Raw genomic sequence first — 24,532 nt, forward strand, 5'->3', positions numbered from 1 at the left:
CTCTGGTTCAGCGGCGGCGCGTAGCGCCGTCCGCTGGATGCTGCTGCTCTTAGCCTTGCCCTTCTGTCGACAGATGAGGCTTCCGTGCCCAGGCGGCAATCAGCGGTGGGGTCATCAACGTGCAGTCTTTCTCCACCGCCTCCCGGCGCATGCGTTCGGCCAGAGTATCCACCTGCACCTCCTCAGCGGTCGCCACGCCGGTCTGCTGCATGAGGGGCAGCAGGGTGCGCGTAGTCTGGGCTATCCATTCATAAATGGACGCATCCGCCCCTCGTTCGACCCGTTGCAGGGCCAACATCTGGGGCGCCGGCAGGCCGGCTCGCTGGAAAATCGGACTGAGTTTAACCGCCGTCCTGACGTCGACACCAGCACGAGCAAACGTTTGAATGATGCGCGTGCCGGCGGCGACGTACGTCTCGCAAACAGGCTGGGACAGGAGATCCGGCGGCGGCGACGGCAGCAGGTCAAGCTCTTGAAACACGACAATGCCGCCAGCCTTCACGAAGGCCAGCAGCCGGCGCAGCACGCCCGCAGGGTCAGGGAAGTACATCAGCACTAGCCGGCCGGTCAGGGCATCCACCGGCTTACCTTCAAGCTGAAAGTCGGCCAGGTCGGCAGCGATGAACTGCACGTTGCTCAGCCCGGCAGCTTGCGCCCGCTGTCGTGCGAAGGCGATGGCCTCTCCCGATTTGTCCACGCCGATAACCGCACCCTCTGGCCCGACTAATTTGGCGGCCAAGAACGAGACATCGCCAGCGCCGCAGCCCGCGTCTAGCACGCGCATCCCGGGGCCTATGCCCGCCTGGCGCAGGACGTATTCGGTTAAATCACCGAAAAATCGCCCCTGCTGGACCAAACGGTCGAGTTCGTCTCGAGTGTGACTCAGAGGGTACTCGTTGAATTGCTGCGATCCCATGTTCCATACACCTCCTGGATACCCAAGTACAAGGCTAACACCCGCGCTTCAGCGGCGGGCGACTTCTGAACGTATAAAAAACCTACCCTTCCACAGCGCGCCATCGGAGTACTGTTGCGAGCCGGCGGTTCGCGCGTTTGGCGCCCGGCCGCTGGAAGCACTAGTTATGTGGCGTGGTCAACCACGATGGCGTCTCGGACGATGGATCGCGAGAGCCAATCATTAATAGTGCGTCGGCTCCTTGAGAACAGGGTGGCCAAGAGATTTCCACCTACTACTACGAGGGCCACTGGAAGCCAACCGAGGCGAACCGTGAGGAGTATGAGGAACGCTGGTATGACGAGAACCCAATAGCGAAGGCTGGTCTGCGCAAAGGAGGCCCGATGTTGCTCGTCTCCGGATACAATCAATCGCAACAGTCTTTTCCCGGGAGTGGCTTGTAGCCGTGAGGCCTCGAAGCCAGCGAAGTACAACCAGAACAGAATGAGATGTGCTGCTGCTAAGAGGTATCCCGCAAGCACCGTATCAGCGAATAGGGCCTCGAGCGGACTGTGACTGAATTGCAAACTCGTCCTCGCCTGCTGCAAGAGCATGGGAACATCGTAGGTGGAAACGAAAAGATTCAACCAGAGCCACTGAAGGAGGACAAGCGCGCCGAGTGGGGACAGAACAGCGGCGGTGATAAGGAGAGCGCTCGCAAGTAAAATTGTTGCGTCCACAAAGGTCGCGAAGGCCCTTCTGCAAAGGAGATGACCGCTCGGCATCGAGCCCTTTCCGTCTGGCGCGCCTGTGTTAGGGGAGCCCGACCTGTGAGTATTCACGGTACAGCGGTGGTGTGAAAGTCGTATTGCTCGATTCGAGATTCTCTCGCCACATAACTCGTGTTTAGGCCGACCTGTCTAACACCCCGGCCTGCGCAGCCTAACACACATAGCCCCACGGACCCCTTCGCGCGCGACTGCCCGACCCGTCCTAACCTCCGCCATTCTGCGTGCACTGCTTATCGCACATTGTACTGCGCCGCGGGTCAGTCTAACATCCCATCTCGCGGGTTCCTCTCACCATGTGGCGGAAGGCGCATGGCGGAGGATCCCTCGTCGGCGGAGAGGTCGGGGACCGCGGATTCGACGGGTCCGGCGGCCGCGTCCTCGACCCGCTCCGAGGGCGGCGCCCCCACCTCCTTCGGAGGCTCTGCGGGCAGGGGAGGCTCAGGACGCTGAGCTGGAAGCGCTTCCGGCAGAGGTGGCTCAGGACGCTGTGCTGGCTGGGTTTCCGGCAGAGGCGGGGTCGCAGGCGGCGCATGGAGCGTCACAGCGGCCGGTGCCATCGCCGCTACAGGGCGGATGCGGTCGGCCCGGGCGCGACAGCCCAGTCGGCGAAGGCAAAGGCTAGAGGGTCGTTCCAAAAGGGGTCCCCGCCTGCGACTGGTCCGGCCGCGGCATCGGCGCCTTCCTGCTCCTCGTCGGCGGCCGGGACCGCCGGGAGGGTCTGGCGCCGCGCTTCCTTGAAGACCCGCTCTACCAGGTTGACCGTGCGGATCCGGCTCCAGGGGTTGGGGGTGGAAACCGCAGTTTGGCCGGCGGGTGGTGCTGTTCGGTCGGGGAGCGACGTGGTGGGGACTGTAACTGAGATGGTAGGGTCGGCAGGCGGAGTGAAGAAGCTCCATTCAGACGCCCGCAGGAAGTACTGTCGTGCCCGGAGTTGTCGTCTCCCTGCACATCGCCCCTACCGCAGCCGCTGCGATGCAGAGGGTAGAGATGGTGCGGGCGGCCCCGGGCCGCGGTCTGGAGGGGGACCGGTACTGGAGGGTCAGCGGGACCTACTCGCGCAGAGTGCCGCCCTGGTCGGGGTTGACGCGGTCCCGGTGGACGTCGAGGTTGACGTCTCCCCCGGGCGTCCGGCCTTCGCCATCGCCGGCCTGCCCGATGCAAGCGAGCAGGACGCCGAAGAGCGGTGCAGGTGGTAGAGGGTGCGCGCCCGCCTCGGACGGTGGCGCTACCGGCGGTGTCACCCCGCCGCCACGACCACGGGGACTTCGCGGAGGTGAAGGGCCAGTCCCATGCCAAACGCGCACTGCTGGCGGCCGCCGCCGGAGGGCACCACGTGCTGAGCCAGTACAGCGCCTTGACGCCGTCCCGCCGCTCCGGCTATCTTGAAAGTGCGCTGCGGGCCGTGCTGCACGCGGCTCTCGTGCGTCGCGCGGAAGTGGCGGAACTGGCAGACGCGCAGGCCTCAGGAGCCTGTGGGCCACAAGCCCGTGGGAGTTCAAATCTCCCCTTCCGCACCACACGACGCTGGCACTCCGTGTCATCGGGCAACCACTTGCTGACGCGTTGACGACATGCGTGCACCCGTGACGCTCTCGCGTGCCGACGAGGCGGTCGCTCCTAGCGCCGCGGCACGCCCGGCTGCCTCCCAGGCCGCCATCGCCTGGCGCAGCCTGCGCCGCGACCGTGTCGCGCTGGCCGGGCTCGCCGTCGTGGTGCTGGCCGTCCTGGGTGCGGTCTTCGCCCCCCACCTGGCCCCCCACGACCCTTACCGGGTGAACGCCGCCGCACGCCTGCTGCCGCCGGGCACGCCGGGACACCTGCTTGGCACCGACGACATCGGTCGCGACATCGCCAGCCGGCTGCTGTGGGGCGGACGGATCTCCCTCTGGGTGGCCGTGGTGCCAGTGCTCATCTCGGGGACGCTGGGTCTGGTCCTGGGGCTGACCTCCGGATACGCGCGCGGCTGGGTCGACCAGGTCGTCATGCGGACCCTCGACGTCGTGCTGGCATTCCCCTCGATCCTGCTCGCCATCGGGATCGCGGCCGCCCTGGGACCCGGCCTGCAGAACGTCGTCATGGCGATCGTGGTGGTCTCGGTGCCGATCTTCGCACGGCTGGTCCGCGGCCTGGTGCTGTCGGTGCGCGAGCGGGAGTACGTCGAGGCCGCCCGCTGCCTGGGCGCCAGCACCGCGCGCATCGTGCTGCGCCACGTGCTGCCCAACGTACTCCCCGCGGTGATCGTCTACGCCACCCTCGAGACCGGACGGGTGGTCATCTTCGCCGCCGGGCTCAGCTTCCTCGGGCTGGGCGTGCAGCCGCCCGCCGCCGACTGGGGCGCCATGCTCGCGGCCGGCCGGCAGGTGCTGGGCGTGGCGCCGCACGTCGCCACGATCCCAGGGCTGGTGATCTTCGTGGTGACCCTCGGCTTCAACGTGTTGGGCGACGGGCTGCGGGACGCGCTCGACCCGCGGCTGCGCGGCACGTGACCGCCTACGCGTACCGAATGCGCGGGTCCAGCAAGGCGTACAGCAGGTCCACCACCAGGTTGATGACCACGAAGGTCACCGCGATGAGCAGCACGCTGCCCTGGATCAGCGGGATGTCGCGGGTCGAGATCGCGCGATAGAGCTGCAGACCCACCCCGGGCCACGAGAAGACCGTCTCGGTCAGCACGGCCCCACCCAGCAGGAATCCGACCTGCAGCCCCACCACGGTCACCACGGGCAGCAGGGCGTTGCGCAGTGCGTGGCCCAGCACCACGCGCCGCTCGACGAGGCCCTTGGCCCGCGCCGTGCGCACGTAGTCCTGGCGGATGACCTCCAGCATGCTGGAGCGGGTCAGCCGCGCCACGATGGCGGTGGTAGCGCCCCCCAGGGTGATGGCCGGTAGGACCAGGTGGTGCAGCAGATCGGCAAGACCGCCCTCGCCGCGGATCGAGTACATGCCGCTCACCGGGAACCAGCCCAACCGCAGCGAGAAGACGAAGATCAGCACCAGCCCCAGCCAGAACGCCGGCATGCTGTTGGCGAAGAGCGCGGCGACCATGGTCAGCCGGTCGAACAGGGACCGCGGGCGTGTGGCGCTCACGATCCCCGCGGTCAGCCCCAGCGCCAGCGAGAACAGCACGCTGGCCAGGGTGAGGATCGCGGTGTTCTTGAACCGGGTCAGCACCAGGTCGGCCACGGGCACCCGCTGCTCCAGCGAGAGGCCGAGGTTGCCGCGGAGCGCGTGGCCGAGCCAGGTCAGGTACTGCTCATGCACCGGGCGATCGAGCCCCCAGGCCCGCCGCAGCATCTCGATATCCCGCGGCTCGGCCTGGGGGCCCAGCAGGGCCACCGCCGGGTCGCCCGGGACCAGTTTCAGCATGAGGAAGACGACGACGGAGATCCCCAGCAACACGGGGACGGCCAGCAGCAGTCGATGGACGACGTACCGGCCCACCGTCTGTCCCCCGCGGCTGTCTCCCGGCGCGGCCCGCCCGGTGCCTGCCTTACCGCAACCAGACCTGGCGCAGGTCGAAGTTCCACGAGGGCGGCGCCACGAAGTTCTGTACCTTCGCCCGGTAGGCGATCGGGCTCCGATCGTGGCAGACGAAGATCCACGGCGCGTCGTCGGTGATGAGCTTCTCGGCCTGGCGGTAGAGCTGCAGCCGCCGGGCCTCGTTCAGCTCGCGTCGGGCCTGATCCAACAGGCGGTCCACCTCGGGGTTCTTGTACCAGGTGCGGACGTTGCCCTTGGGCGGGTGCAGGTCGGAGTGGAACATGCTCTCCAGCCACCACGGGTCGTTGCTGCTCCACGACGTCTGCAGCGCCGACGTCTCGTCGTCGAGCCCCAGCCGCGCCTTGGCGATGAACGCGCCGAACTCCAGCACCTCGAAGGACACGCGAATGCCCACGTCCCGCAGGTTGGCCTGGATGTACTCGTTCATGGGCGTCGGTACCATCATGCCCGTGCCGCTGGCGGGGTAGAAGCACTTCATCTCGAACCCGTTGGGGAAGCCCGCTTCGGCCAGCAACCGGCGGGCCCGGGCGGGATCGTAGGTGTAGCCTGCGACGTTGTCCTTGGCGTAGCCCGGGTTGCCGGGCGGGAACGGTCCCTTGGCCACCGTCGCCGTGTTCCGCAGGATGTCCTTCACCAGCCCCTCGCGGTTGACGGCGTAGTTCATCGCCTGACGCACGCGCTTGTCCTTCGTGGGCGTCGCCCGGCAGTTCAGCATCCAGAACCAGATGTGCGGCGGGCCCGCAAAGGCCACCTGGATGCTGCGGTTGAACCGCAGCTGGTGCACGGAGTCGGGTGGGATCACCACCATCACGTCGACCTCCCCGGCGACCAGGGCGGCCACCCGTGACGCCGCCTCGACGATGGGGCGGATGACCACGCGGTCCAGCAGTGGCGCGCCGCCCCAGTAGTCGGGGTTGCGCTCGAGCACCACCTTGACGCCGCGCTCCTGCTCGACGAACTTGAACGGGCCGCTGCCGACCGGCGCCAGCGCGAACCGATCCTTGCCCAGGCGGCGCATCGCCGTGGGGCTCACGATGCCCGTGGTGCGGGTCGCCAAGTTGCGCAGCAGCGACGGGAACGGTTCGCTCAGGACCAGCTGGAACGTGTACCGGTCGACGACCCGGGTCTCCTTGATGACGCGGTAGCCCACCAGGGAGAAGTTGATCGACCGCAGGGTGGCGTCGAAGAAGGGATGGCGCTCGTCGATCGCCCGGTCGAAGTTGAACTTGACGGCCTCGGCATCGACCTCGGTGCCGTCGTGGAACTTCACCCCCCGGCGTAGGAAGAACGTGTAGGTCATGCCGTCGGGCGAGATGGTCCAGCGCTCGGCGAGCCCGGGGGTGATCGGCGGTGAGTCGACCTGGCCTGCGGGCTTGGTGAGGTCCTCGTGGACCAGGCTGTCGTACAGCAGGACCAGGGCGCGCACCGTCGCCCCGCCTGTCGAGAGCCCGGGCACCAGCACGCCCGGGTCGGCCTCCCAGGCGATGACCAACGTGCCCCCCTTCTTGGGCTCCAGCACGGGCTGGGGACCGGCCGCGGCCAGTCGCGTCCACGCGGGCGCGGTCAGGAGAGCGCCGGCACCCGTCGCGCCGTAGCGCAGGAGGTCCCGGCGAGTAAGGGCTGTGGCACGGTCGGCTCGCTCGTCGGTCATCAGACCACCTCCCACGGGAACTACCTAACCGGTTGGCTGCGCGCAGGCACTTCCCTGCTGCCGGCGTGTCCGAGGGGCATGGCGTCCTCGCTGGCGCGACTGGTTGACTGGATTCGCTCGCACGCTCACGAGTGGTCGGCGACGTCGCCGCAGGCAGCTACGATAGGCCGCAGGCACATCACCACACCCCGTGACCCCGCTGAATGCTCGCGCGGCGGCACGTTTGAGCTTGGCCTGGCCGTCGGCGTCGCGGTGGGACCGTGACACCGCTGATTGCCCCCGCGACGGCGGTACGGCAGGAACCCTGGGGGTGCAACCCGAAGACTACCGTGGCTCCCCTCTCCTCCCACTCCAACGTGTTCCCTTTCCTCGGCGTTGCTCCCGGGAGCACATCGACTACAGGAGGCTCTTATGCCCAAGTACCTGTACCACGGATCGTACACGCTGGACGGGATCCGCGGCGTGCTCGCCGACGGCGGTTCGAAGCGCCGCGACGCCGCGCGCCAGGCGATCGAGAGCCTGGGCGGGAAGATGGACGCGTTCTACTTCGCGTTCGGCGCCGACGACGTCGTCGTACTGGTCGACGTCCCGGACAATGTGTCGGCGGCGGCGCTGTCGCTGGCCATCGGGGCGGCCGGCGCGTTCCGCGGCACCACGACCGTGCTCCTGACGCCGGACGAGTTCGACAGCGCGGCCAGCAAGGCCAGGAACGTCAAGTACGCGCCCCCAGGACGCTAGGCAGATCGCCGGCTGGGGCCGCGGCGTCAGGCCCCAGCCGGCACTCCGCCACCCACCCGAGGCCGCAGGCTGAAGATATAGTTTGTCTCCGCAGGAGTTCCCACTAGACTGGCGAACGTAAAATTCATATAGTGAAATTAGTATCCCAAGAAAAGGGATATTCGGTGCCCAGACCACGCCGCGGATCCGAGGCCAGCCGTCTCAAGACCGTCGGGCGCGCTCTGTCGCTGCTGGAGTTGTTCGACGACGGACGCCGGTCGGTGGGGCTGCCCGAAGTCGCAGCCCTGCTGCAGCTACCACGGAGTACCGCCCACCGCTTGCTGGCGTCCCTGGAGGAAGGCGGCCTGCTGGTGTACGACCGTCGCGCCCGCGAGTACCGTCTCAGCCTGCGCGTGGCGCGGCTAGGCGACATCGCCCGGCGCAGCATCGACCTCCGGGCGGTGGCGCGCGGTTACCTGGAACGGCTGGTGCGCGACACGGGCGAGTCGGCGTTCCTCCTGGTAGTCCAGAACACGTCGGCGATCGTGATCGACGTGGAAGAGAGCGGGCATCCGCTCAAGCTCACGTTGCCCATCGGCAAGCCCTGGCCGCTGCACGCCGGCGCGTCGAACCGCGTCCTGCTGGCCTACCTGCCCTCCGACCAGATCCAGGCGTATCTGGCGCGGCCGCTGGAGCAGGTCACCCCGCAGACGATCACGGATCCGGGGGCGCTCGCAGCCGAGTTGGACATGACCCGCCAGCGCGGGTACGCCTACAGTGTCGGAGAGCTGACGCCCGACGTGGCGGGCGTGGCCGTGCCGATTCTCGCCCACGGTCTCCTGGTCGGCGGGCTGTCCGTCGCCGGGCCGGCCTCGCGGCTGCGCGAAGAGCGCGTGGCCCCCATCGTGGCCGCCCTCCACCAGGCGGCGGCGGAGATCGCCCGGACCCTGGAAGGCGAGCGGTCGCGGGACGTGGGAGTCGCCCTGGCCGCAGACCTCGCCCGCATGCGACCGAGCTGGCAGCCCCGCGATCCCGCGGGAGCGTGACCCGAGGTGCTGGCGGCAGTAGCAAGGGACGCACGGCACGTATCATCGCTGGAGGAGGTGGCGTTGACGATGCGATCTGCACTCCGTCGTGGGCCGATCGTCGTCGCGGCCCTGCTCGTCGCCCTGACCCTGGTGGGCGGTCCGCTGCCCGCGCCCGCCCAGCCGCGCTTCGCCGGCCAGACCCTGATCGTGACCAGCTACGGCGGCACCTGGGAGCAGTTCATGCGCAAGGAGATCGTGCCCGGATTCGAGGCCGAGACCGGCGCCAAGGTCGAACTGGCCGTCGGTCTCTCGCGCGACTGGGTGGCGAAACTGCGCGCGGCCGGCCGCGGGAACCCACCCTACGACGTGGTGATCGCCAACACCACCTGGGTCTCGGCCGTACGGCGGGAGGGGTTCTTCGAGAAGCTCACCGTGCAGAAGGTGCCCAACCTCGCCGACGTCTGGCCCGACCTCCGCTACAAGGACGACGTGGGCGTCATCACCCTGGTCGGGCCGTTGGGCATCGCGTACCGGACCGACGTGATCCAGACCCCGCCCAAGAGCTGGAAGGACCTCTGGAAGCCCGAGTACAAGGGCAAGCTGGTCATCTACAGCATCGCCAACTCGGCGACGCCCATGTTCCTCATGCTCATCTCGCGGATCTACACCGGTTCCGACACCAACATGGACGTCGCCTTCCAGAAGATCCAGGAGCTCAAGCCCTTCCGCCAGACCGACTTCTCGGGCGACATGGAGATCATCCTCACCCGCGGCGAGGCGGCCATCGGCATCCTGGACGCGCCGGCGGCGGCGCGGCTGAAGCGGCAGGGGGTGCCCATCGAGTGGGTCTTCCCGCGGGAGGGCGTCTTCATGTTCGAGCAGGACACCAACGTGACCGCCGGCTCACGGGTCAAGGACCTGGCCTTCGCCTGGGTCAACTACTTCCTGTCGGTACCGGTGCAGGAGAAGTGGGCGCGCCAGTACTTCTGGACGCCCGCCAACCGCAAGGTCAAGATCACGGGCGAGCTGGCCCAGGCGATCCCCGTGCACACCCAGGCCCAGATCCGGCAGATCATGAAGTGGGACTGGGACTGGGTCAACGCCGGCAACCGCGAGCGGATGATCGAGCGGTGGAACCGGGAGATCCTCCGTTAGTGTAGCGCCGGGAGGTCCGGGCCTGACCTGACGAAACGGGCCGGGGTGAGATCGCTGGGAGCGCACCGGTGGCGTCGATCACGCTGCGAGGTCTGACCAAGCGCTTCGGGCCTGTGGTGGCCGTCGACCGCCTGGACCTGGAGATCCAGGAGGGTGAGCTCATCACCCTCCTGGGTCCGTCCGGGTGCGGCAAGACCACCACCCTGCGCATGGTCGCGGGGTTCGAAACGCCCGACGCCGGCGAGATCTTCTTCGGCGGACAGCCGGTGACGCTGGCGCCGCCCGAGCGGCGCAACGTGGGCATCGTCTTCCAGAACTACGCGCTGTTCCCGCACCTGACCGTCGCCGAGAACGTCGCCTTCGGCCTGCAGATGCGGCGGGAGGCGCCGGCGACCATCGCACGGCGCGTGGGCGAGATCCTCGAGCGGGTGCAGCTGCGGGGCCTGGAGCGACGCTACCCCCACCAGCTCTCGGGCGGCCAGCAGCAGCGCGTGGCCCTGGCCCGGGCGCTGGTCATCAACCCGGCGGTACTGCTGCTGGACGAGCCGCTGGCCAACCTGGACGCCAAGCTGCGCGAGGAGATGCGCTTCTACATCCGTCACCTCCAGCGGGAGTTCGGCATCACCACCATCTACGTCACCCACGATCAGGCGGAGGCCATGGTCCTGGCCGATCGCATCGCGGTGCTCCGGGACGGCGCCCTCCAGCAGGTGGGCCCGCCCGAGGCCATCTACCGCCGGCCGGCCAACGCCTGGGTGGCGGAGTTCATCGGCCTGACGAACTTCATCGCCGGCGAGGTCGCCGGCCGGCAGGACGGGCGCCTGGTGGTGCGCACCGCGGTCGGCACGTTCACCTGCCAGGGCGACGCCCCGGGCGGGCCGGTGCTGATCTGCGTGCGGCCGGAGGCGCTGCACATCGGCGCCGCGCTGCCCAACCGGCTGCGGGCCGTCGTGCGCGAGCGCGTCTTCCTGGGCAACCTGCTGGACTACCGCATGGAGGGCGCCGATGGCTTGCGCCTGCGGGTGCAGGCCGATCCCTCGCAGGCGTACCCGCCCGGTGTGGCCGTCGACCTGGCGTTCGCGCCCGAGGAGGCCTGGGTCGTGCCGGCTGCTCGAGGCTAGCGCCAATGGCCCGCGTGGCGACCACCGTCCTCCGTCCGCTCCCGCAGCCGGCCCGGCGCCGGGGTGCGTGGAACGGCCTGCTGATCGCCCCGACGCTCCTCTTCCTGCTGGCGTTCTTCGTCGTGCCCTACGCCAACATGGTCTACATGAGCGTCCTGTACAAGCCGCCGGACGGCCCCTACCTGCGGGTCTTCACGCTCGACAACTACGCGCAGGCCTTGGGCGACCCATTCTACTGGCGGATCCTGGCCAACACGTTCTGGTACGCCCTGCTCACCACCGCCGTCACCCTGGTGCTGGGCTACCCCGTGGCCTACTACATCGCGCGGGCGCCGACCCGGCGGCGGGGGTGGCTGCTCACGCTGCTCATCGCGCCGTTGCTGGTCGGGGTGGTGATCCGCAGTTTCGGCTGGATGATCATCCTGGGGCGCGTGGGGCTGATCAACACCGTCGTGCGCTGGCTGGGTGGGCCGGAGCTGCCGCTGATGTACAACGTCTTCGGCATCATCGTGGGCCTGGTGCACGTCTACCTGCCGTTCATGGCCCTGTCGATCGCCGGCGCGCTGCAGAACATCCCGCCCGACCTCGAGCGCGCGGCGCGCTCCCTGGGCGCCTCGCCGTGGGTGACGTTTTGGCGGGTGACGTGGCCCCTGTCGCTGCCGGGAGTGTTCGCCGGCACGCTGCTGGTCTACGTGCTGGCGGTCAGCTCCTACGTGATCCCGATCCTCCTGGGCGGCAACAACGTGCTGGTCATGCCGATCATCATCGTGCAGAAGCTGCTGGACGCCTTCAACTGGCCGTTGGGCTCGGCGCTCTCCATGGTGCTGTTCGGGCTCACCGCGCTTGGGGTCTGGGGGTACGTCAAGCTGATGAACCGCATGCTCCGATGGACGACACCCTAGCCCTCCCGGCCGCAGCCGCCGCCCGGCGGTCTCCGCGGCCGCCGGCGGGCCGCGCGTGGCTGTTGCCGCTGGTCGTGGGGGCGATCTACGTCTTCCTGCTGGCGCCCATCGTCATCGTGGTGCTGGCGGCGTTCAACAGCGGCGAGTACCTGCGCTTCCCGCCCGAGGGGTTCTCGCTGCGGTGGTTCGTCAAGGCCGCCCAGCACCAGCCGTTCGTCCGGGCGTTCGTCTACAGCCTCCGGCTGGCCGTCCTGGCCACCCTGGCCAGCACCGTCCTGGGGACGATGGCCGCGCTGTTCGTCGTGCGCTACGCGCGGCGGGCGCGGGACCTGCTGCGGCTGCTCCTGGTGGCGCCGCTGCAGTTCCCGGCCATCCTCACCGGGATCGCCCTGTTGATCTTCTTCTACGCCACCGGGCTGGGCACGCGCGGCATGCGGGCGCTGCTCGTCGGCCACACGCTGGTGGCGCTCCCGTACGTCTTCCTCACGGTCTCGACGGTGCTGGTGGGATTCGACCGATCGCTGGAGGAGGCGGCGCGGTCGCTGGGCGCGGGCCCCCTGGTCACGTTCTGGCGCATCACGCTGCCCCTGATCAAAGGGGGGCTGATCTCGGGCGCGCTGTTCGCCTTCATCACCTCGTTCGACCAGTTCCCGATCTCGCTGCTCCTCATCAGCGTGGGGAACACCACCCTGCCCATCCAGCTGTTCGACTACCTGCGGTTCTCCTTCGACCCGGCCGCCGCGGCGGTGTCGACGGTCAGCATCGTGCTCAGCGTGATCATCGTCGTCCTGATCGAACGGCTGGTGGGGCTGGAGTCCATCTACTGGGGCGGGCCGCGGTAGGGGAACGTCCATGACGGCACGGTACCGGCTCGCCGTCGACATCGGCGGCACGTTCACCGACCTCGTCCTCCACGACGCCGCCACCGGACGGCTGGCGGTCCACAAGGTCCTGACCACGCCCGAGGATCCCGCCGAGGGGGCGCTGCGCGGTCTGGATGCGCTCTGCGCCCAGGCGGAGGTGCCCTTGGCCGAGGTGGGCCTGCTGGTGCACGGCACGACGCTGGTCACCAACGCCATCATCGAGCGTCGCGGCGCCCCCACCGGCCTGCTGTGCACCCGCGGCTTCCGCGACGTGCTGGAGATCGGCCGCGAGCAGCGCTACGACATCTACGACCTGTTCCTGCGCTACCCCGACCCGCTGGTGCCGCGCCGCTGGCGCCTGGAGGTCGACGAGCGGTGCAGCCGCGACGGCACCGTGCTGCGGCCGCTGGACCTGGAGCAGGTGCGTGCCGCCACCCGCGCGCTGGTCGCCCAGGGCGTGCGGGCGCTGGCGGTGGTCTTCCTCCACGCGTACCGCAACCCCGCCCACGAGCAGGCAGCGCGCGACCTGGTGCGCGCCGAGTTCCCCGACCTCGCCGTCTCGATCAGCAGCGACGTGGCCCCCGAGATCCGGGAGTACGAGCGCACGTGCACTACCGTCGCCAACGCCTACGTCCAACCCCTGGTCGCGCGCTACCTGGACCGGCTCGAGGCGGCCGTCGCCGCGCGCGGCTTTCGCGGGCGCTTCTTCCTGATGCAGTCCTCGGGCGGCCTGCTCGCCCCTGAGGCCGCCCGCCGGTACCCGATCCGGCTGCTGGAGTCCGGACCCGCCGGCGGCGCGCTGGTCGCGGCGTTCTTCGGCGCCCGCGCGGGTCGCCCGACGGTGGTGGCGTTCGACATGGGCGGCACCACTGCCAAGATCGCGCTGGTGCGCGATGGACGGCCCGACGTGCGGCCCATGATCGAGGCCGCGCGGGTCCACCGGTTCAAGCGCGGCTCGGGCATCCCGATCACGATCCCCGTGGTGGACATGATCGAGATCGGCGCGGGTGGCGGCTCCCTGGTGCGGATCGACGCGCTGGGCCTGCTCAAGGTCGGGCCCGACAGCGCCGGGGCCGTGCCCGGACCGGCCTGCTACGGCTTCGGCGGCCGCGAGGCGACCGTCACCGACGCGTGCCTGGCGCTGGGGTACTTCGATCCGCACTACTTCCTCGGCGGCGCCATGGCCCTGGACGCCGCGGCGGCCCACGCGGCCCTGGCCCGCGCCGGCGCGCCCCTGGAGCTCGACGCCGTGCAGACCGCCTGGGGCGCTTACAGCATCGCGTGCGAAGCCATGGCCGCCGCTGCCCGCGTGCATCTCATCGAGCGGGGCGAAGACCCGCGCCGGTTCACGCTCATGGCGTTCGGGGGCGCGGGGCCCGCCCACGCGGCGCGCGTGGCCCGCATTTTGGGGATACGCGACGTCGTGGTGCCGCCAGCCCCGGGCGTGGCGTCGGCGATCGGTTTCCTCGTGGCGCCTGCCAGCGTGGAGCTCGCCCGGTCCCTGCCCGGCGAGCTGGAGACCCTCGACTGGCAGGCGGTGGATGCGCTGCTGGCCGACCTGGAGGCCCGCGGCCGGCAGGTCCTGGCCGAGGCGGGCGTGGCCGCCGGGCACGTCCAGGTCGAGCGCCGCGCCGAGATGCGCTTCGCCGGCCAGTTCCACGACATCGCCGTCCCGCTGCCCGCGGGCGCGCTGGCCGCCGGCGGCGCCGCCGCCCTGCAGCAGCGGTTCGCAGACGCGTATCGCGCGCTGTACGGCCACGTGCTGGACGGCTACCGCGTCCAGGCCCTGAACTGGCGGGTGCTGGTCACGGGGCAGCGGCCCGAGGCCGCGCTGCTGGCGGCGTGGACGCCGACCGGGGGCCCACCGCAGAAGGGGGTGCGGCGGGCGTACTTCCCCGAGCGCGGCGGCTTCGTGGAGGTGCCCGTGTTCGAGCGCGCCCGCCTGCCCGTGGGCGCGGTCGTGGTCGGGCCGGCCATCGTCGAGGAACGCGAGGCCACCACGGTCGTCGGGCCGGAGGACCGGCTTACCGTCGACCGCCACGGCAACCTCATCATCGCCATCGGCGCTGCGTCGTGAGCACTCCGCCCGTTGTGTCCCAGCCCGGTACCCGGCCGGTGGGTGCGCCCATCCTCACCATCGGAGCCCCAGCATGAGCGTCGTCTTCGATCCCGTCACCCTGGAAGTGATGTGGAGCCGTCTGATCACCATCGCCGAGGAGTGCTGGGTCACCATCTGGCGGACCGCCTTCTCGACCATCATCGGCGAGGCGCAGGACGTGGGGTGCGAGCTGTTCGACGCCGAGGCGCGTTCCATCGCCCACGCGCCGCGCTCGATGCCCGTCTTCAACCTGACCCTGCCCCTGGCGGTGCAAGCGATGCTGCGCCACGTCCCCCCGCACGACCTGCGCGAGGGCGACGTGCTCATCACCAACGACCCGTGGATCTGCGCCGGGCACCTGTTCGACCTGGCCGTGGTCATGCCGGTCTTCCACCGCGGCGCGCTGGTCGGCCTGGTGGGCACCATCGCCCACTGCTCCGACATCGGCGGTACCCGGGACCCGGAGCGCGTCCGCGAGATCTACGAGGAGGGGCTGCAGATCCCGCCGCTGCGGCTGTACGACGCGGGGCGCCTGAATCAGGACCTGGTCGCCGTCATCCGCGCCAACGTGCGGCGTCCGGAGATGGTGCTGGGCGACGTCCAGGCGCAGGTTTCGGCGTGCCACGTGGGCGCCGAGCGGCTGCGGGCGTTCCTGGACGAGTACGGGCTCGACCGGCTGACCCCGCTCGCCCACGAGGTGCAATCGCGCGCCGAGGCGGCCATGCGGGCGGCGATCCGCGCCGTGCCCGACGGCGTCTACCGCAGCGAGGTGACCATCGACGGCGTCGAGGGCCCGCTGCGGCTTCCCTGCGCCGTGGTGGTGGCGGGCGACGAGATCACCGTAGACTGGAGCGGTGCGCCCCCCCAGTCGCCGCGCGGCGGCGTGAACTGCACCTACACCTACACCGCCGCGCACACCGTCTACGCCCTGAAGTCCATCCTGACCCCGACCATCCCGTCCAACGCCGGCTGCTACCGCCCGCTGCACGTGCGGGCGCCGGAGGGCAGCATCCTCAACTGCCGGCGGCCGGCGGCGGTCAACCAGCGCACCATGACCGGGTGGTTCTGCGGCCCCGCCATCTTCCGGGCCCTGGCGCCGGTGCTGCCGGACGCGGTGCAGGCGTTCACCGGCCTGCCGTCGTATGCGGGCGCCTACGGCCGCGATGCCGCCGGCCGCACCTTCAACGACCACCTCCTGCTGGGCGGCGGCCAGGGCGCCAGCGCCCACGGCGACGGCAAGGCGGCCCTGCTCTACCCCACCTCGGCCGGGAACGTCTCGGTGGAGATGTTCGAGCAGCGCACCCCGCTCCTGGTCGAGGCCAAGGAGCTGATCCCCGACTCCGGCGGACCCGGCGCTCACCGCGGCGGGCTGGGGCAGCGGCTACGGCTGCGCAAGCTCTACGACGACGGCCTGCCGGTCTGGGTGGACGCCCACCCGATCGGCGCACGCGTGAGCCAGCCCGGACTGCACGGGGGCCTGGCCGGCCGGCGCGCGCGGTTTCGCATCATCGAGGCGGGACGCGTTGTGGCCGAGCCCGAGTGGAGCGAGCTGGTGGAGCTGCGCTCGCCAGCGCAGGAGATCGTCCTCGAGACGGCCGGCGGCAGCGGCTACGGCGACCCGGCGCGACGACGCCCCGAGGACCTGGCGCACGACCTCCAGGAAGGCTACGTCACCGAGGCGGGGGCGGCGGCGTACGCGCCGCCCCCGCCCGACGCCCACGCCGCGGCTGGCTGATGCCGGGATGCGGCTTACGCCGACGCTTCCCGCCGGCGGAACATGAACGCCGAGTAGTCGAGGTTCTGCGCGGCCACCCCGAGCTGGCGCAGCATGGCCATGGCCTGGGCCCGGTGATGCACTTCGTGCAGCAGCATCTGGGTCACCAGGTCGGCCTTGGTGGCCGTGATCCACACGACGGGCTGGCCGGGCCGCGCGAACTGGTACGTGACCTCCGTCGCCCAGTCGGTGATGCCCGCCAGCAGCGCCCGCGTGCGCGGGGCCATCTCGGTCCAGAAGCGTTCCAGGTCGGCGAAGGCGGGCAGCCGGTCCTCCCGCACCGGCCACTGGTCCGGTGGCGGCAACGGTTCCCCGCGCAGGCGATGGCCGTAGGCCCATTCGCCCCGGGCCATCTCCACCAGCGTGGCGCGCAGGCTCTTCATCCCGAAGGGGAACTCCCGGGTGTACTGCTCCTGGCCCAACGGCCGCACCCAGTCGAAGAGCCGCGCCCGCGCCTGGGTGAGGTAGTCGTAGATGCGAACCGGATCCATCGTGCCCTCCTTCTCGTGTGGCGGTGTCGACGTGCGAAGCGTCATGGCAGCAGATAGTCCTCCACGGTGAACCGGCGTCGCAGGAGCGGAGTGATCATCCCACCCCTTTCATCGGCCCAGTCGTCCCCTGATGTGCAGTATAGCCCTTCTACCGCACTCCCCGCAGCCGCGCGTCCAGCACGTCGCGGAGGCCGTCCCCCAGGAAGTTGAAGCCCATCACCGCGGTGAAGATCGCCAGGCCGGGGAACGTCCCCACCCACCACTCGAAGAACTTCTGCCGGCCGGCGGCCACCATGGCGCCCCACTCGGGCGCTGGCGGCGTGGCGCCCAGCCCCACGAAGGACAGGGCAGCGGCGATGATCATGACGTTGCCGACGTCCAGGCTGGCCTTCACGAGCGCCAGGGGGAAGATGTTGGGAGCGATGTGCCGGCCGAGGATTCGGGCGTCGGACGCCCCCAACGCGCGCGCGGCCGCCACGTACTCCATCTCGCGGAGACTCAAGACCTGTCCGCGCACGATGCGGGCATACTCGGGCCACAGCACCAGCACCATGGCCAGCAGCGCGTTGCGCAGCCCGGGCCCCAGCGCGGCGGTGATGGCCATGGCCAGGATGAGCGAGGGGAAGGCCAGGACGGCGTCGCTCGTCCGCATCAGGGCGTCGTCGACGACCCCCCCAGCGTAGCCGCTCACCGCACCCAGCACGGTACCCAGCAGGGCGGTGAGCGCCACCACGCCGAGCGCCGTGGGGATGGACAGGCGCGCGCCGAAGAGCACGCGGCTCAGCACGTCACGGCCCAGCTCGTCCGTGCCCAGCGGGTAGCGCGCCGACGGCGGCGACAGGCGGTCGGCCAGGTGCTGCTCTGTGGGCGAGTGGGGCGCCAGCCAGGGGGCGCACACCGCCACCAGCGCCCACAGCCCGACCACCGCCAGGCCCAGCATCGCCGCGCGGCTGCGCCGGAGCTCACGCCACACGTCCACGCCACCCCGCAGACTCCGGCCGCGCGCGCGGCCGGGACCATCGCGCTCCTGCGGGTCTCTCACGCCCCATGGCCCCACCCCGAGGACCGCCGCACCGCGCCGCGCGCGCCCTGGCCGTCCGCGTCGGGCCCTCGTGCGGCCGGCGCATCTAGCCGAGCCGGATCCGCGGGTCCAGCAGCCCGTAGGCGAGGTCGACCAGGAAGCTCACGCTCACGTAGACCACGGCCACGAAGAGCGTCACGCCCATGATCGCCGGGAAGTCCAGTTTGCTGGCCGCGTCCACCGCGTAGCGGCCGATCCCTGGCCAGGCGAAGATCGTCTCGGTCATCACCGCGCCGGCCATCAGGTTGCCGAAGGCCAGCCCGACCACGGTGACCGTGGGGATCAGCGCGTTGCGCAGCGCGTGGCGCCCGATCACCGCGCGCTCCGGCAGCCCCTTGGCGCGGGCCGTGCGGACGTAGTCCTGGGCGAGCACCTCGAGCACGCTGGACCGGGTGATGCGCGTGATCGTCCCCATGACGTAGGCGCCCAACACCAGCGCGGGCAGCGCCAGGTGGTGCAGTGCATCGGCCAGGGCGTCCCACCGCCCGCGCACCAGGCTATCGACGACCAGCAGCCCGGTGAGCGGCTCCGGCGGGACGAGCTGCGGGTCCAGCCGGCCGGGCCCGGGCGCCAGCCGCAGCCGGTAGTAGAAGACGGCCAGCGCCAGGAGGCCCAGCCAGAAGACCGGCATCGAGACGCCCACCAGCGACCCCACGCGCGCCACGTGGTCGGCCGCACGGTCGCGGTGCACCGCGGCCAGCACGCCCAGCGGCAGCCCGACCACCACCGCGACCACGATGGCGGCCACCGCCAGCTCGACGGTGGCGGGGACGAACGCCTTGAGATCGTCGAGCACCGGCTGCTGGGTCGCGATGGACGTCCCCAGGTCGCCTTGCAGCAGGTTGCCCACGTAGGTGAGGTACCGGAGGTGCGGCGGTTGGTCCAGACCCCAGCGGGCGCGGTAGGCGCGCACGATCTCGGGGTTGGCCATCGCCCGCTCCGACAGCACCATGGCCAGCGGGTCGGCCGGGATCAGGTACGTGAGGACGAAGCCCAGCAGCGTGACCAGGAACAGGACGGGCACCGTGACGAGCACCCGGCGCACCACGAACCGCCAGAAGCTGCTCACCCGGCGCCACCCTGCCCCGCGCGTGTTGCGCCGCTACCGCACGTCTGTGCCCGCGCGGCTGTCTGCCACGGCCATCCGGTCCGCAGCACGTCCTCCCGCTGCGCCGCCGGCCCCGGAGACCGCGGCCGGGGCCGCGAGAGACGCGCCCCCGCTGGCCCGCGGGTGGCTGGGACTGCTCAGCCCGGGCCGTCGACCGCGGCGCACGTCCGCCTACCGGATGAAGTAGTAGTCCAGGAAGTAGACCGGGTTGTACACGACACCCTGCACCCCCGGCGCCACGGCCAGGTTGACCTTGGGCTGGATCAACCCGACGAACGCCGCGTCGTTGATCAGGATGCGCTGCAGTTCCAGGTACAGCTGCGCCCGCCGCGCGGGATCGGTGATGCGCCCGGCCTCGGTCGCCAGCTGCGCTGCCCGCGGATTGTCGTAGTAGACGCGCCGGGCCGCGGCCGCGCCCTTCACGGCGAACGGCACCGCCCACCCGTGGGGATCGGCGAAATCCGGCGTCCAGTCGGCGATGGTGATGGCGAGCTTGCCGCCGCGGTAGTCCGCACGCCACTGCACCGTCTCGCGCGGCTCGAGCTGCAGCTGCACGCCGATCTGCGCCAGGTCGGCCTGGAGCTTGGTGACCAGCGTCTCAGCGGCAAGGCCACCCACCAGCACGGTGGTGGGGTAGACCATCTTCACCGGGAAGCCGTTGGGGTAGCCGGCCTCGGCCATCAGGGCCTTCGCCCGCGCCAGGTCGCGTTTGGGCGCGAGGCCAGGGTCGGTCCCGAGCAGGCCCACGGGGATGATCGACGGGATCTGGATGGCGGCACCGCGCATCAGGCCCTTGACGATGCCGTCGTAGTCGATGGCGGCCGCGATGGCCTGCCGCACGCGGCGGTCGGCCAGCGCCGACGAGATCTGCAGGTTGGTGGTCATCGCCAGGTAGGTCATGTCCAGGGTGTTCCCCTCGACCACCTGTCCGCGGCCGGACCGGCGGAAGCGGGCGATGAGGTCGGCGTCCAGGCTCTGGGCGATGTGCACGTCGCCCCGCTCCACCTGCTCCAGCTGCGTGGCCGGGTCGGGGATGTCGCGGACGACGATGCGTGCCACGGGCGACGGGGCGCGCCAGTAGTTGGGGTTGCGCTCCAGCACCACCTCGACGCCGCGCTTCCACCCACGCAGGATGAACGGCCCCGTGCCGGCCGAGTTCTGGTCGAGCCAGTCGGTGGCCCGGTCGGCCTTGTCGGCGCCGGGCGCGTCGGTGCCGCCGCGGGCCCGCACCGCCTTGCTGTCGACCACCGCGAAGTTGGGAGAGACCAGCATCGCCAGGAAGGCCGCGTTGGGCTCCTTGAGCGTGATGCGCACCGTCTGGGGATCGACTGCCGTGATGGCCGCCACGTGGTCGCTGAACAGCCACGCCGGGTTGTCCTTGAGGTTCCCCAGCCGCGTGAAGGAGAAGACGACGTCCTGGGCCGTCATGACGTTGCCGGTGTGGAACCGCACGCCCCGACGCAGCCGGAAGGTGTAGACCTTCCCGTCGGGCGAGACGGTGTACGACTCGGCCAGCAGCGGCTCCAGCTTCGTCAGGCTGCGTCCCTGCTCGCCCAGGGTCACCAGCGTCTCGTACGCCGCGCGGATGATCTGGGGCGGCGCGATCTCGTACTGGCGATGCGGGTCGAGCGTGCGGATGTCCATCTTGGCGCGGGCCACGACGAGCGCGCGCCCGCCGGGCGCCGCCTGCACGGCGGCCCCACCCGCTGCCAGCACGCCTGCGAGCACGACGACCAGCACACGTCCTGCGACTCTGTTCACCGTGCACCCTCCTCCTGCGGTTCTGGTTCCACGACGACCTTGATCGCCCCGCGGCGACGGACCAGCTCCAGGGCGCGGGAGATCTCGGACAGGGGAAACGTGTGGCTCACCAGCGGTCGGATCTGTCCGGACGCCAGGAGCGCCAGTGCCTGCTCGTACTCGTCCCACGTATAGCACAGGCGGCCGACGAGCCGCAATTCTCGGCGGACCACGATCCCCAGGTCCACCGGCACGGGCTCGTGGAAGACCCCCAGGACGACGATGCGGGCACCCTTCGCCGCGCTGGCCAGGACCTGCGGCACGACCGGCGGCGCGCCGGTGGCCTCGACCACCACCGAGGCCCCGCCGCCCGTGAGGTCGCGCACCGCGGCGACAGGATCCTGGGCGCGCAGGTCAACCACCGCCGCCCCGAGGTCCTGCGCCAGCCGCAGCGCGTCGTCACGGCGCCCGACCGCCACCACCCGCCGCGCCCCCGCCCGCCGGGCCAGCTGGACGGCGTACAGCCCGATCACGCCCACCCCGAACACCGCCACGGCGTCGGCGGGCGTGACCTGCACGGCCGCCAGGCCGTGGAGCGTGGACGCCAGCGGATCGGCGGCGGTCGCGTCCGCGAACGACAGGCGCTCGGGCAGCCGGTGCAGGTTGGCCGCGGGCGCCACCATGTAGTCGGCGAAGCCGCCGTTGGCGTCGATGCCAAGCTCCACCAGCGCGTCGCAGAGCTCCGGCTGCGCGGCCGCGCACGCCGCGCAGCGCCCGCACGCCACGACCATGCCCACGGCCACCCGCTCCCCCGGCGCCCACCCGTCCACGCCGGGGCCGAGGCGGTCGACTTCGCCGGCCACCTCGTGTCCGGGAATCAGCGGCAGGGGCACGCGCCGGCGGCCGTCGACGATGGGGAGGTCCGAGCCACAGATGCCCGCCGCACGCACCCGCACGCGCACCCAGCCCGGCGGCGGCAGGGGAGCGGGGACCGTGCGGAGCGCGATCCCCGGGCCCTCGCGCTCCTTGACCGCGGCCAGCATCAGACCGGGGTGGGCGCGCTGACCTGCCGCAGGACGCCCAGGAGCGCGTCGACCGCTTCCTGGGCCTGTTCCCGGGTGAGCACCAGCGGCGGCGAGATGCGCAGCGTCGCCTCGCCGCACTTGGTGAGGACCACCCCGGCACGCGGTGCGGCCGCCAGGGCCGCCCGCGTGCGGGCCGCATCGGGCCGACCGGTGGCGGGGTCGACCACGTCGGCCCCGATCATCAGCCCCAGGCCGCGGACGTCGCCGAGCGCCGGCACGTCGGCCCGCGCCGCACGCAGCGCGTCCACGATGAACGCGCCCACGACCCGCGCCCGCTCCAGCAGCCCCTCGGCCTCGATCACGTCGATGGTGGCCAGGCCCGCGCGACACGCGACGGGGTTGCCGCCAAAGGTCGAGCCGTGAGCCCCGGGTGCCCAGGCATCGGCCAGGTCGCGCCGGGCGAGCACGGCGCCCAGCGGCAACCCGCCGCCCACGGCCTTCCCCAGCACCAGGATGTCGGGGACGAGCCCCCAGTGCTCGACCGCGAACCACCGCCCGGTGCGGCCCAGGCCGGTCTGCACCTCGTCGGCGATGACGAGGAAGCCGTGACGCCGGGCCAGGGCCCAGACGCCCTCCAGGAACCCTGGCGGGGGCAGCAGGTAGCCGCCCTCACCCATGATGGGCTCGATGACGATGCCGGCCACGTCGTCAGGCGGGACGACCGTGCGCAGCGCGTCCTCCAGCAGCGCCAGCGCTGCGGCGCCCCGCGCTTCGGGCGTCGTACCCAGGGGCAGGTGCGGCGCGGGGTACACGGCGTGGTAGACGCCCGGCAGCAGCGCCGCCAGGCGTCGTCGGTACGCGGCCACGCTCGCCGTCAGGCCGAGCGCGCCCATGGGGCGGCCGTGGAACGCGTGGTGGAACGCGATGAGCAGCGGCCGGCCCGTCGCGTACCGGGCCAGCTTGGCCGCGGCCTCCATCGCCTCGCTCCCGCTGTTGAGCAGCAGCCCGCGGCCCTCGCGGAGCGCCCCCGGCGCCAGCGCCCGGAGACGCTCCAGCAGGTCGACGTAGGGCGCCATCACGCCGATGTGGGCCGCGGCGTGCAGCAGCGTGCGCGCCTGCTCGGTGACCGCCGCCACGACCCGCGGGTGGCAGTGGCCCACCGCCATGGTGGCGATGCCGGCGGCCAGGTCCAGGTAGCGGCGGCCGTCGGCGTCGTACAGGTAGACCCCCTCGCCGCGGACGAACGTCAGGTCCGTGTACCGGTAGAGCACGGGCGCCACCGCGTCCGCGTAGCGTCGCAGCAGGTCGGTGGCCTCGCTCATGCCTTCGCGAACACCGCCACGATGTTCTGCCCGCCAAACCCGAACCCGTTGGCGATGGCCGCGCGCACCCGGGCGAGGCGCGCGCGGTGCGGCACGCAGTCCAGATCGCACTCGGGGTCCTGTCGGTCCAGGTTGATCGTGGGCGGGATGAGGTCTTCCTGCACCGCCTTCACCGCTGTCAGGGCCGCCAGCGCCCCGGCCGCGCCCATCAGGTGGCCCACCATGGACTTGGGCGCGCTGACGGCCAGGTGGTCGGCATGGGCACCGAACACCTTGCGGATGGCGCGACATTCGGCCACGTCACCCACCGGCGTGGCGGTGGCATGCGCGCAGACGTAGTCGACGTCGGCGGGCGCCAGCCCGGCGTGTTCGAGGGCCCGGCGCATGGCGCGCGCCGCGCCGTGCCCCTCGGGGTCGGGCGCGGTGATGTGGTAGGCGTCGGCGGTCATGGCACCGCCCAGCACGGCGGCGTAGATGCGGGCGCCGCGTGCCAGGGCGTGGTCGCGGCGCTCGAGCACCAGCGCCACGGCGCCTTCCCCGAAGACGAACCCGTCGCGGTCCACGTCGAAGGGACGGCTGGCGCGTTCGGGCTCGTCGTTGCGCCGCGACAGCGCCCGCATGTTGGCCATGGCCGCGATCGACAGCGGCGTGAGCGCCGACTCGCTGCCGCCGGCAATGATGACGTCGGCGTCGCCGTCGCGGATCAAGCGCAGCCCGTCGAGGATGGCCTGCACGCCCGACGCGCAGGCGGCGGTGGCGGTGACCGCCGGGCCGCGCAGGCCCAGCTGGATCGACACCTGACAGGCACCGATGTTGGGCATCATCATGGGGACGAAGAAGGGGCTGACCCGGCGCGGCCCCTTCTCCAGCAGGACCAGCCGCTCGCGCTCGACCAGGGGCATGCCGCCGCCCCCGGTGTTCATCACGACGCCGATGCGGTCGGCGGCGTCGCCGTCGGGCGTGATGCCGGCGTCGGCCAGCGCCTGCACCGAGGCCGCCACGGCGAACTGCGTGAACCGCTCGAGCCGCCCCACCATCTTGGGGTCGACGTAGGGCGCGGGGTCGAAGCCCTTCACCTCGGCGGCGATCTGGACCGGCAGATCCGAGGGATCGAACAGCGTAATCCGGGCCACGCCGGACCGCCCCTCGACCAGCCCCTGCCAGGTCGCTCCTGCAGACAGGCCGAGCGGCGTCACCGCCCCCAGGCCGGTCACCACGACGTCAGGCGCACCCACGGCAGTCCTATGGTAGCAAATTCCGCCGCGATCG

Annotated in this window: 19 protein-coding genes, 1 tRNA gene and 1 pseudogene; 11 read left to right on the top strand and 10 right to left on the bottom strand. The window is 71.0% G+C overall.

Annotated elements, in window-relative coordinates; translation table 11 throughout:
* Positions 1-49: 49 nt before the first annotated feature.
* The gene (locus QN157_02385) at positions 50-916 is read right to left on the bottom strand and encodes a class I SAM-dependent methyltransferase (GenBank protein MDR7554434.1); all 867 of its coding nucleotides are present in this window, start codon (positions 914-916) and stop codon (positions 50-52) included.
* A 2,043-nt stretch (positions 917-2,959) separates the two neighbouring features.
* Between QN157_02385 and QN157_02390 the strand changes: the two are divergent.
* From QN157_02390 to QN157_02400, 3 genes and pseudogenes are all read left to right on the top strand, one after another.
* Positions 2,960-3,145 (top strand): annotated as a pseudogene (locus tag QN157_02390) (hypothetical protein).
* A tRNA-Leu gene (locus QN157_02395) sits at positions 3,116-3,203 on the top strand. The pseudogene QN157_02390 and the gene QN157_02395 overlap by 30 nt, the downstream one beginning before the upstream one ends.
* 66 nt (positions 3,204-3,269) lie before the next feature.
* Positions 3,270-4,172, top strand: coding sequence for an ABC transporter permease (locus tag QN157_02400; protein MDR7554435.1), 903 nt, complete (start codon positions 3,270-3,272; stop codon positions 4,170-4,172).
* A gap of 4 nt (positions 4,173-4,176) precedes the next feature.
* Here the strand turns inward: QN157_02400 and QN157_02405 are convergent, their stop codons facing one another.
* Together QN157_02405 and QN157_02410 are read right to left on the bottom strand one after the other, a co-directional pair.
* A complete protein-coding gene (locus QN157_02405) occupies positions 4,177-5,127 on the bottom strand; it encodes an ABC transporter permease (protein MDR7554436.1) in 951 nt (316 codons plus the stop codon).
* Between the two features lie 49 nt (positions 5,128-5,176).
* Complete coding sequence (locus QN157_02410) at positions 5,177-6,838, bottom strand: ABC transporter substrate-binding protein (GenBank protein ID MDR7554437.1); 1,662 nt, start codon at positions 6,836-6,838, stop codon at positions 5,177-5,179.
* A gap of 411 nt (positions 6,839-7,249) precedes the next feature.
* On the opposite strand from QN157_02410, the gene QN157_02415 reads away from it, so the two are divergent.
* From QN157_02415 to QN157_02450, 8 genes are all read left to right on the top strand, one after another.
* Complete coding sequence (locus QN157_02415; protein MDR7554438.1) at positions 7,250-7,576, top strand: GYD domain-containing protein; 327 nt, start codon at positions 7,250-7,252, stop codon at positions 7,574-7,576.
* A gap of 164 nt (positions 7,577-7,740) precedes the next feature.
* On the top strand, positions 7,741-8,601 hold the full coding sequence (locus QN157_02420; protein MDR7554439.1) for an IclR family transcriptional regulator: 861 nt from the start codon (positions 7,741-7,743) through the stop codon (positions 8,599-8,601).
* Positions 8,602-8,670: 69 nt separating this feature from the next.
* Complete coding sequence (locus QN157_02425; protein MDR7554440.1) at positions 8,671-9,738, top strand: ABC transporter substrate-binding protein; 1,068 nt, start codon at positions 8,671-8,673, stop codon at positions 9,736-9,738.
* Between the two features lie 68 nt (positions 9,739-9,806).
* A complete protein-coding gene (locus QN157_02430) occupies positions 9,807-10,859 on the top strand; it encodes an ABC transporter ATP-binding protein (protein MDR7554441.1) in 1,053 nt (350 codons plus the stop codon).
* Positions 10,860-10,864: 5 nt separating this feature from the next.
* Positions 10,865-11,761 (top strand): ABC transporter permease, encoded by an 897-nt coding sequence (locus QN157_02435; GenBank protein ID MDR7554442.1) that lies wholly within the window; start codon positions 10,865-10,867, stop codon positions 11,759-11,761.
* Positions 11,746-12,603: an ABC transporter permease gene (locus QN157_02440; protein MDR7554443.1), complete on the top strand. Its 858-nt coding sequence runs from the start codon at positions 11,746-11,748 to the stop codon at positions 12,601-12,603. Before QN157_02435 ends, QN157_02440 begins: the two co-directional genes overlap by 16 nt.
* 10 nt (positions 12,604-12,613) lie before the next feature.
* The gene (locus QN157_02445; protein MDR7554444.1) at positions 12,614-14,701 is read left to right on the top strand and encodes a hydantoinase/oxoprolinase family protein; all 2,088 of its coding nucleotides are present in this window, start codon (positions 12,614-12,616) and stop codon (positions 14,699-14,701) included.
* Positions 14,702-14,774: 73 nt separating this feature from the next.
* Entirely contained in the window at positions 14,775-16,457 is a 1,683-nt protein-coding gene (locus QN157_02450) for a hydantoinase B/oxoprolinase family protein (GenBank protein MDR7554445.1), read from the top strand.
* 14 nt (positions 16,458-16,471) lie between these two features.
* Here the strand turns inward: QN157_02450 and QN157_02455 are convergent, their stop codons facing one another.
* From QN157_02455 to fabF, 7 genes are all read right to left on the bottom strand, one after another.
* A complete protein-coding gene (locus tag QN157_02455) occupies positions 16,472-16,987 on the bottom strand; it encodes a DinB family protein (protein ID MDR7554446.1) in 516 nt (171 codons plus the stop codon).
* Positions 16,988-17,135: 148 nt separating this feature from the next.
* Complete coding sequence (locus QN157_02460; GenBank protein ID MDR7554447.1) at positions 17,136-17,966, bottom strand: ABC transporter permease; 831 nt, start codon at positions 17,964-17,966, stop codon at positions 17,136-17,138.
* Between the two features lie 148 nt (positions 17,967-18,114).
* On the bottom strand, positions 18,115-19,137 hold the full coding sequence (locus tag QN157_02465; protein MDR7554448.1) for an ABC transporter permease: 1,023 nt from the start codon (positions 19,135-19,137) through the stop codon (positions 18,115-18,117).
* A gap of 210 nt (positions 19,138-19,347) precedes the next feature.
* Positions 19,348-20,937, bottom strand: coding sequence for an ABC transporter substrate-binding protein (locus QN157_02470; protein MDR7554449.1), 1,590 nt, complete (start codon positions 20,935-20,937; stop codon positions 19,348-19,350).
* The gene (locus QN157_02475) at positions 20,934-21,959 is read right to left on the bottom strand and encodes an alcohol dehydrogenase catalytic domain-containing protein (GenBank protein MDR7554450.1); all 1,026 of its coding nucleotides are present in this window, start codon (positions 21,957-21,959) and stop codon (positions 20,934-20,936) included. Before QN157_02475 ends, QN157_02470 begins: the two co-directional genes overlap by 4 nt.
* Complete coding sequence (locus QN157_02480; GenBank protein ID MDR7554451.1) at positions 21,959-23,263, bottom strand: aminotransferase class III-fold pyridoxal phosphate-dependent enzyme; 1,305 nt, start codon at positions 23,261-23,263, stop codon at positions 21,959-21,961. The genes QN157_02475 and QN157_02480 overlap by 1 nt, the downstream gene beginning before the upstream one ends.
* On the bottom strand, positions 23,260-24,498 hold the full coding sequence (gene fabF / locus QN157_02485) for a beta-ketoacyl-ACP synthase II (protein MDR7554452.1): 1,239 nt from the start codon (positions 24,496-24,498) through the stop codon (positions 23,260-23,262). The genes QN157_02480 and fabF overlap by 4 nt, the downstream gene beginning before the upstream one ends.
* Positions 24,499-24,532: the final 34 nt, after the last annotated feature.

Source organism: Armatimonadota bacterium (assembly GCA_031459855.1).
Taxonomy (GTDB): domain Bacteria; phylum Sysuimicrobiota; class Sysuimicrobiia; order Sysuimicrobiales; family Humicultoraceae; genus Fervidifonticultor; species Fervidifonticultor primus.

What these genes read in the sequence shown, in the direction of transcription:
- QN157_02450 (MDR7554445.1), top strand. Translation starts at nt 14,775, where the DNA reads ATGAGCGTCGTCTTCGATCCCGTCACCCTGGAAGTGATGTGGAGCCGT.
- QN157_02435 (MDR7554442.1), top strand. Translation starts at nt 10,865, where the DNA reads ATGGCCCGCGTGGCGACCACCGTCCTCCGTCCGCTCCCGCAGCCGGCC.
- QN157_02425 (MDR7554440.1), top strand. Translation starts at nt 8,671, where the DNA reads ATGCGATCTGCACTCCGTCGTGGGCCGATCGTCGTCGCGGCCCTGCTC.
- QN157_02445 (MDR7554444.1), top strand. Translation starts at nt 12,614, where the DNA reads ATGACGGCACGGTACCGGCTCGCCGTCGACATCGGCGGCACGTTCACC.
- QN157_02415 (MDR7554438.1), top strand. Translation starts at nt 7,250, where the DNA reads ATGCCCAAGTACCTGTACCACGGATCGTACACGCTGGACGGGATCCGC.
- QN157_02480 (MDR7554451.1), bottom strand. Translation starts at nt 23,263, where the DNA reads ATGAGCGAGGCCACCGACCTGCTGCGACGCTACGCGGACGCGGTGGCG.
- QN157_02385 (MDR7554434.1), bottom strand. Translation starts at nt 916, where the DNA reads ATGGGATCGCAGCAATTCAACGAGTACCCTCTGAGTCACACTCGAGAC.
- QN157_02410 (MDR7554437.1), bottom strand. Translation starts at nt 6,838, where the DNA reads ATGACCGACGAGCGAGCCGACCGTGCCACAGCCCTTACTCGCCGGGAC.
- QN157_02455 (MDR7554446.1), bottom strand. Translation starts at nt 16,987, where the DNA reads ATGGATCCGGTTCGCATCTACGACTACCTCACCCAGGCGCGGGCGCGG.
- QN157_02475 (MDR7554450.1), bottom strand. Translation starts at nt 21,959, where the DNA reads ATGCTGGCCGCGGTCAAGGAGCGCGAGGGCCCGGGGATCGCGCTCCGC.
- QN157_02440 (MDR7554443.1), top strand. Translation starts at nt 11,746, where the DNA reads ATGGACGACACCCTAGCCCTCCCGGCCGCAGCCGCCGCCCGGCGGTCT.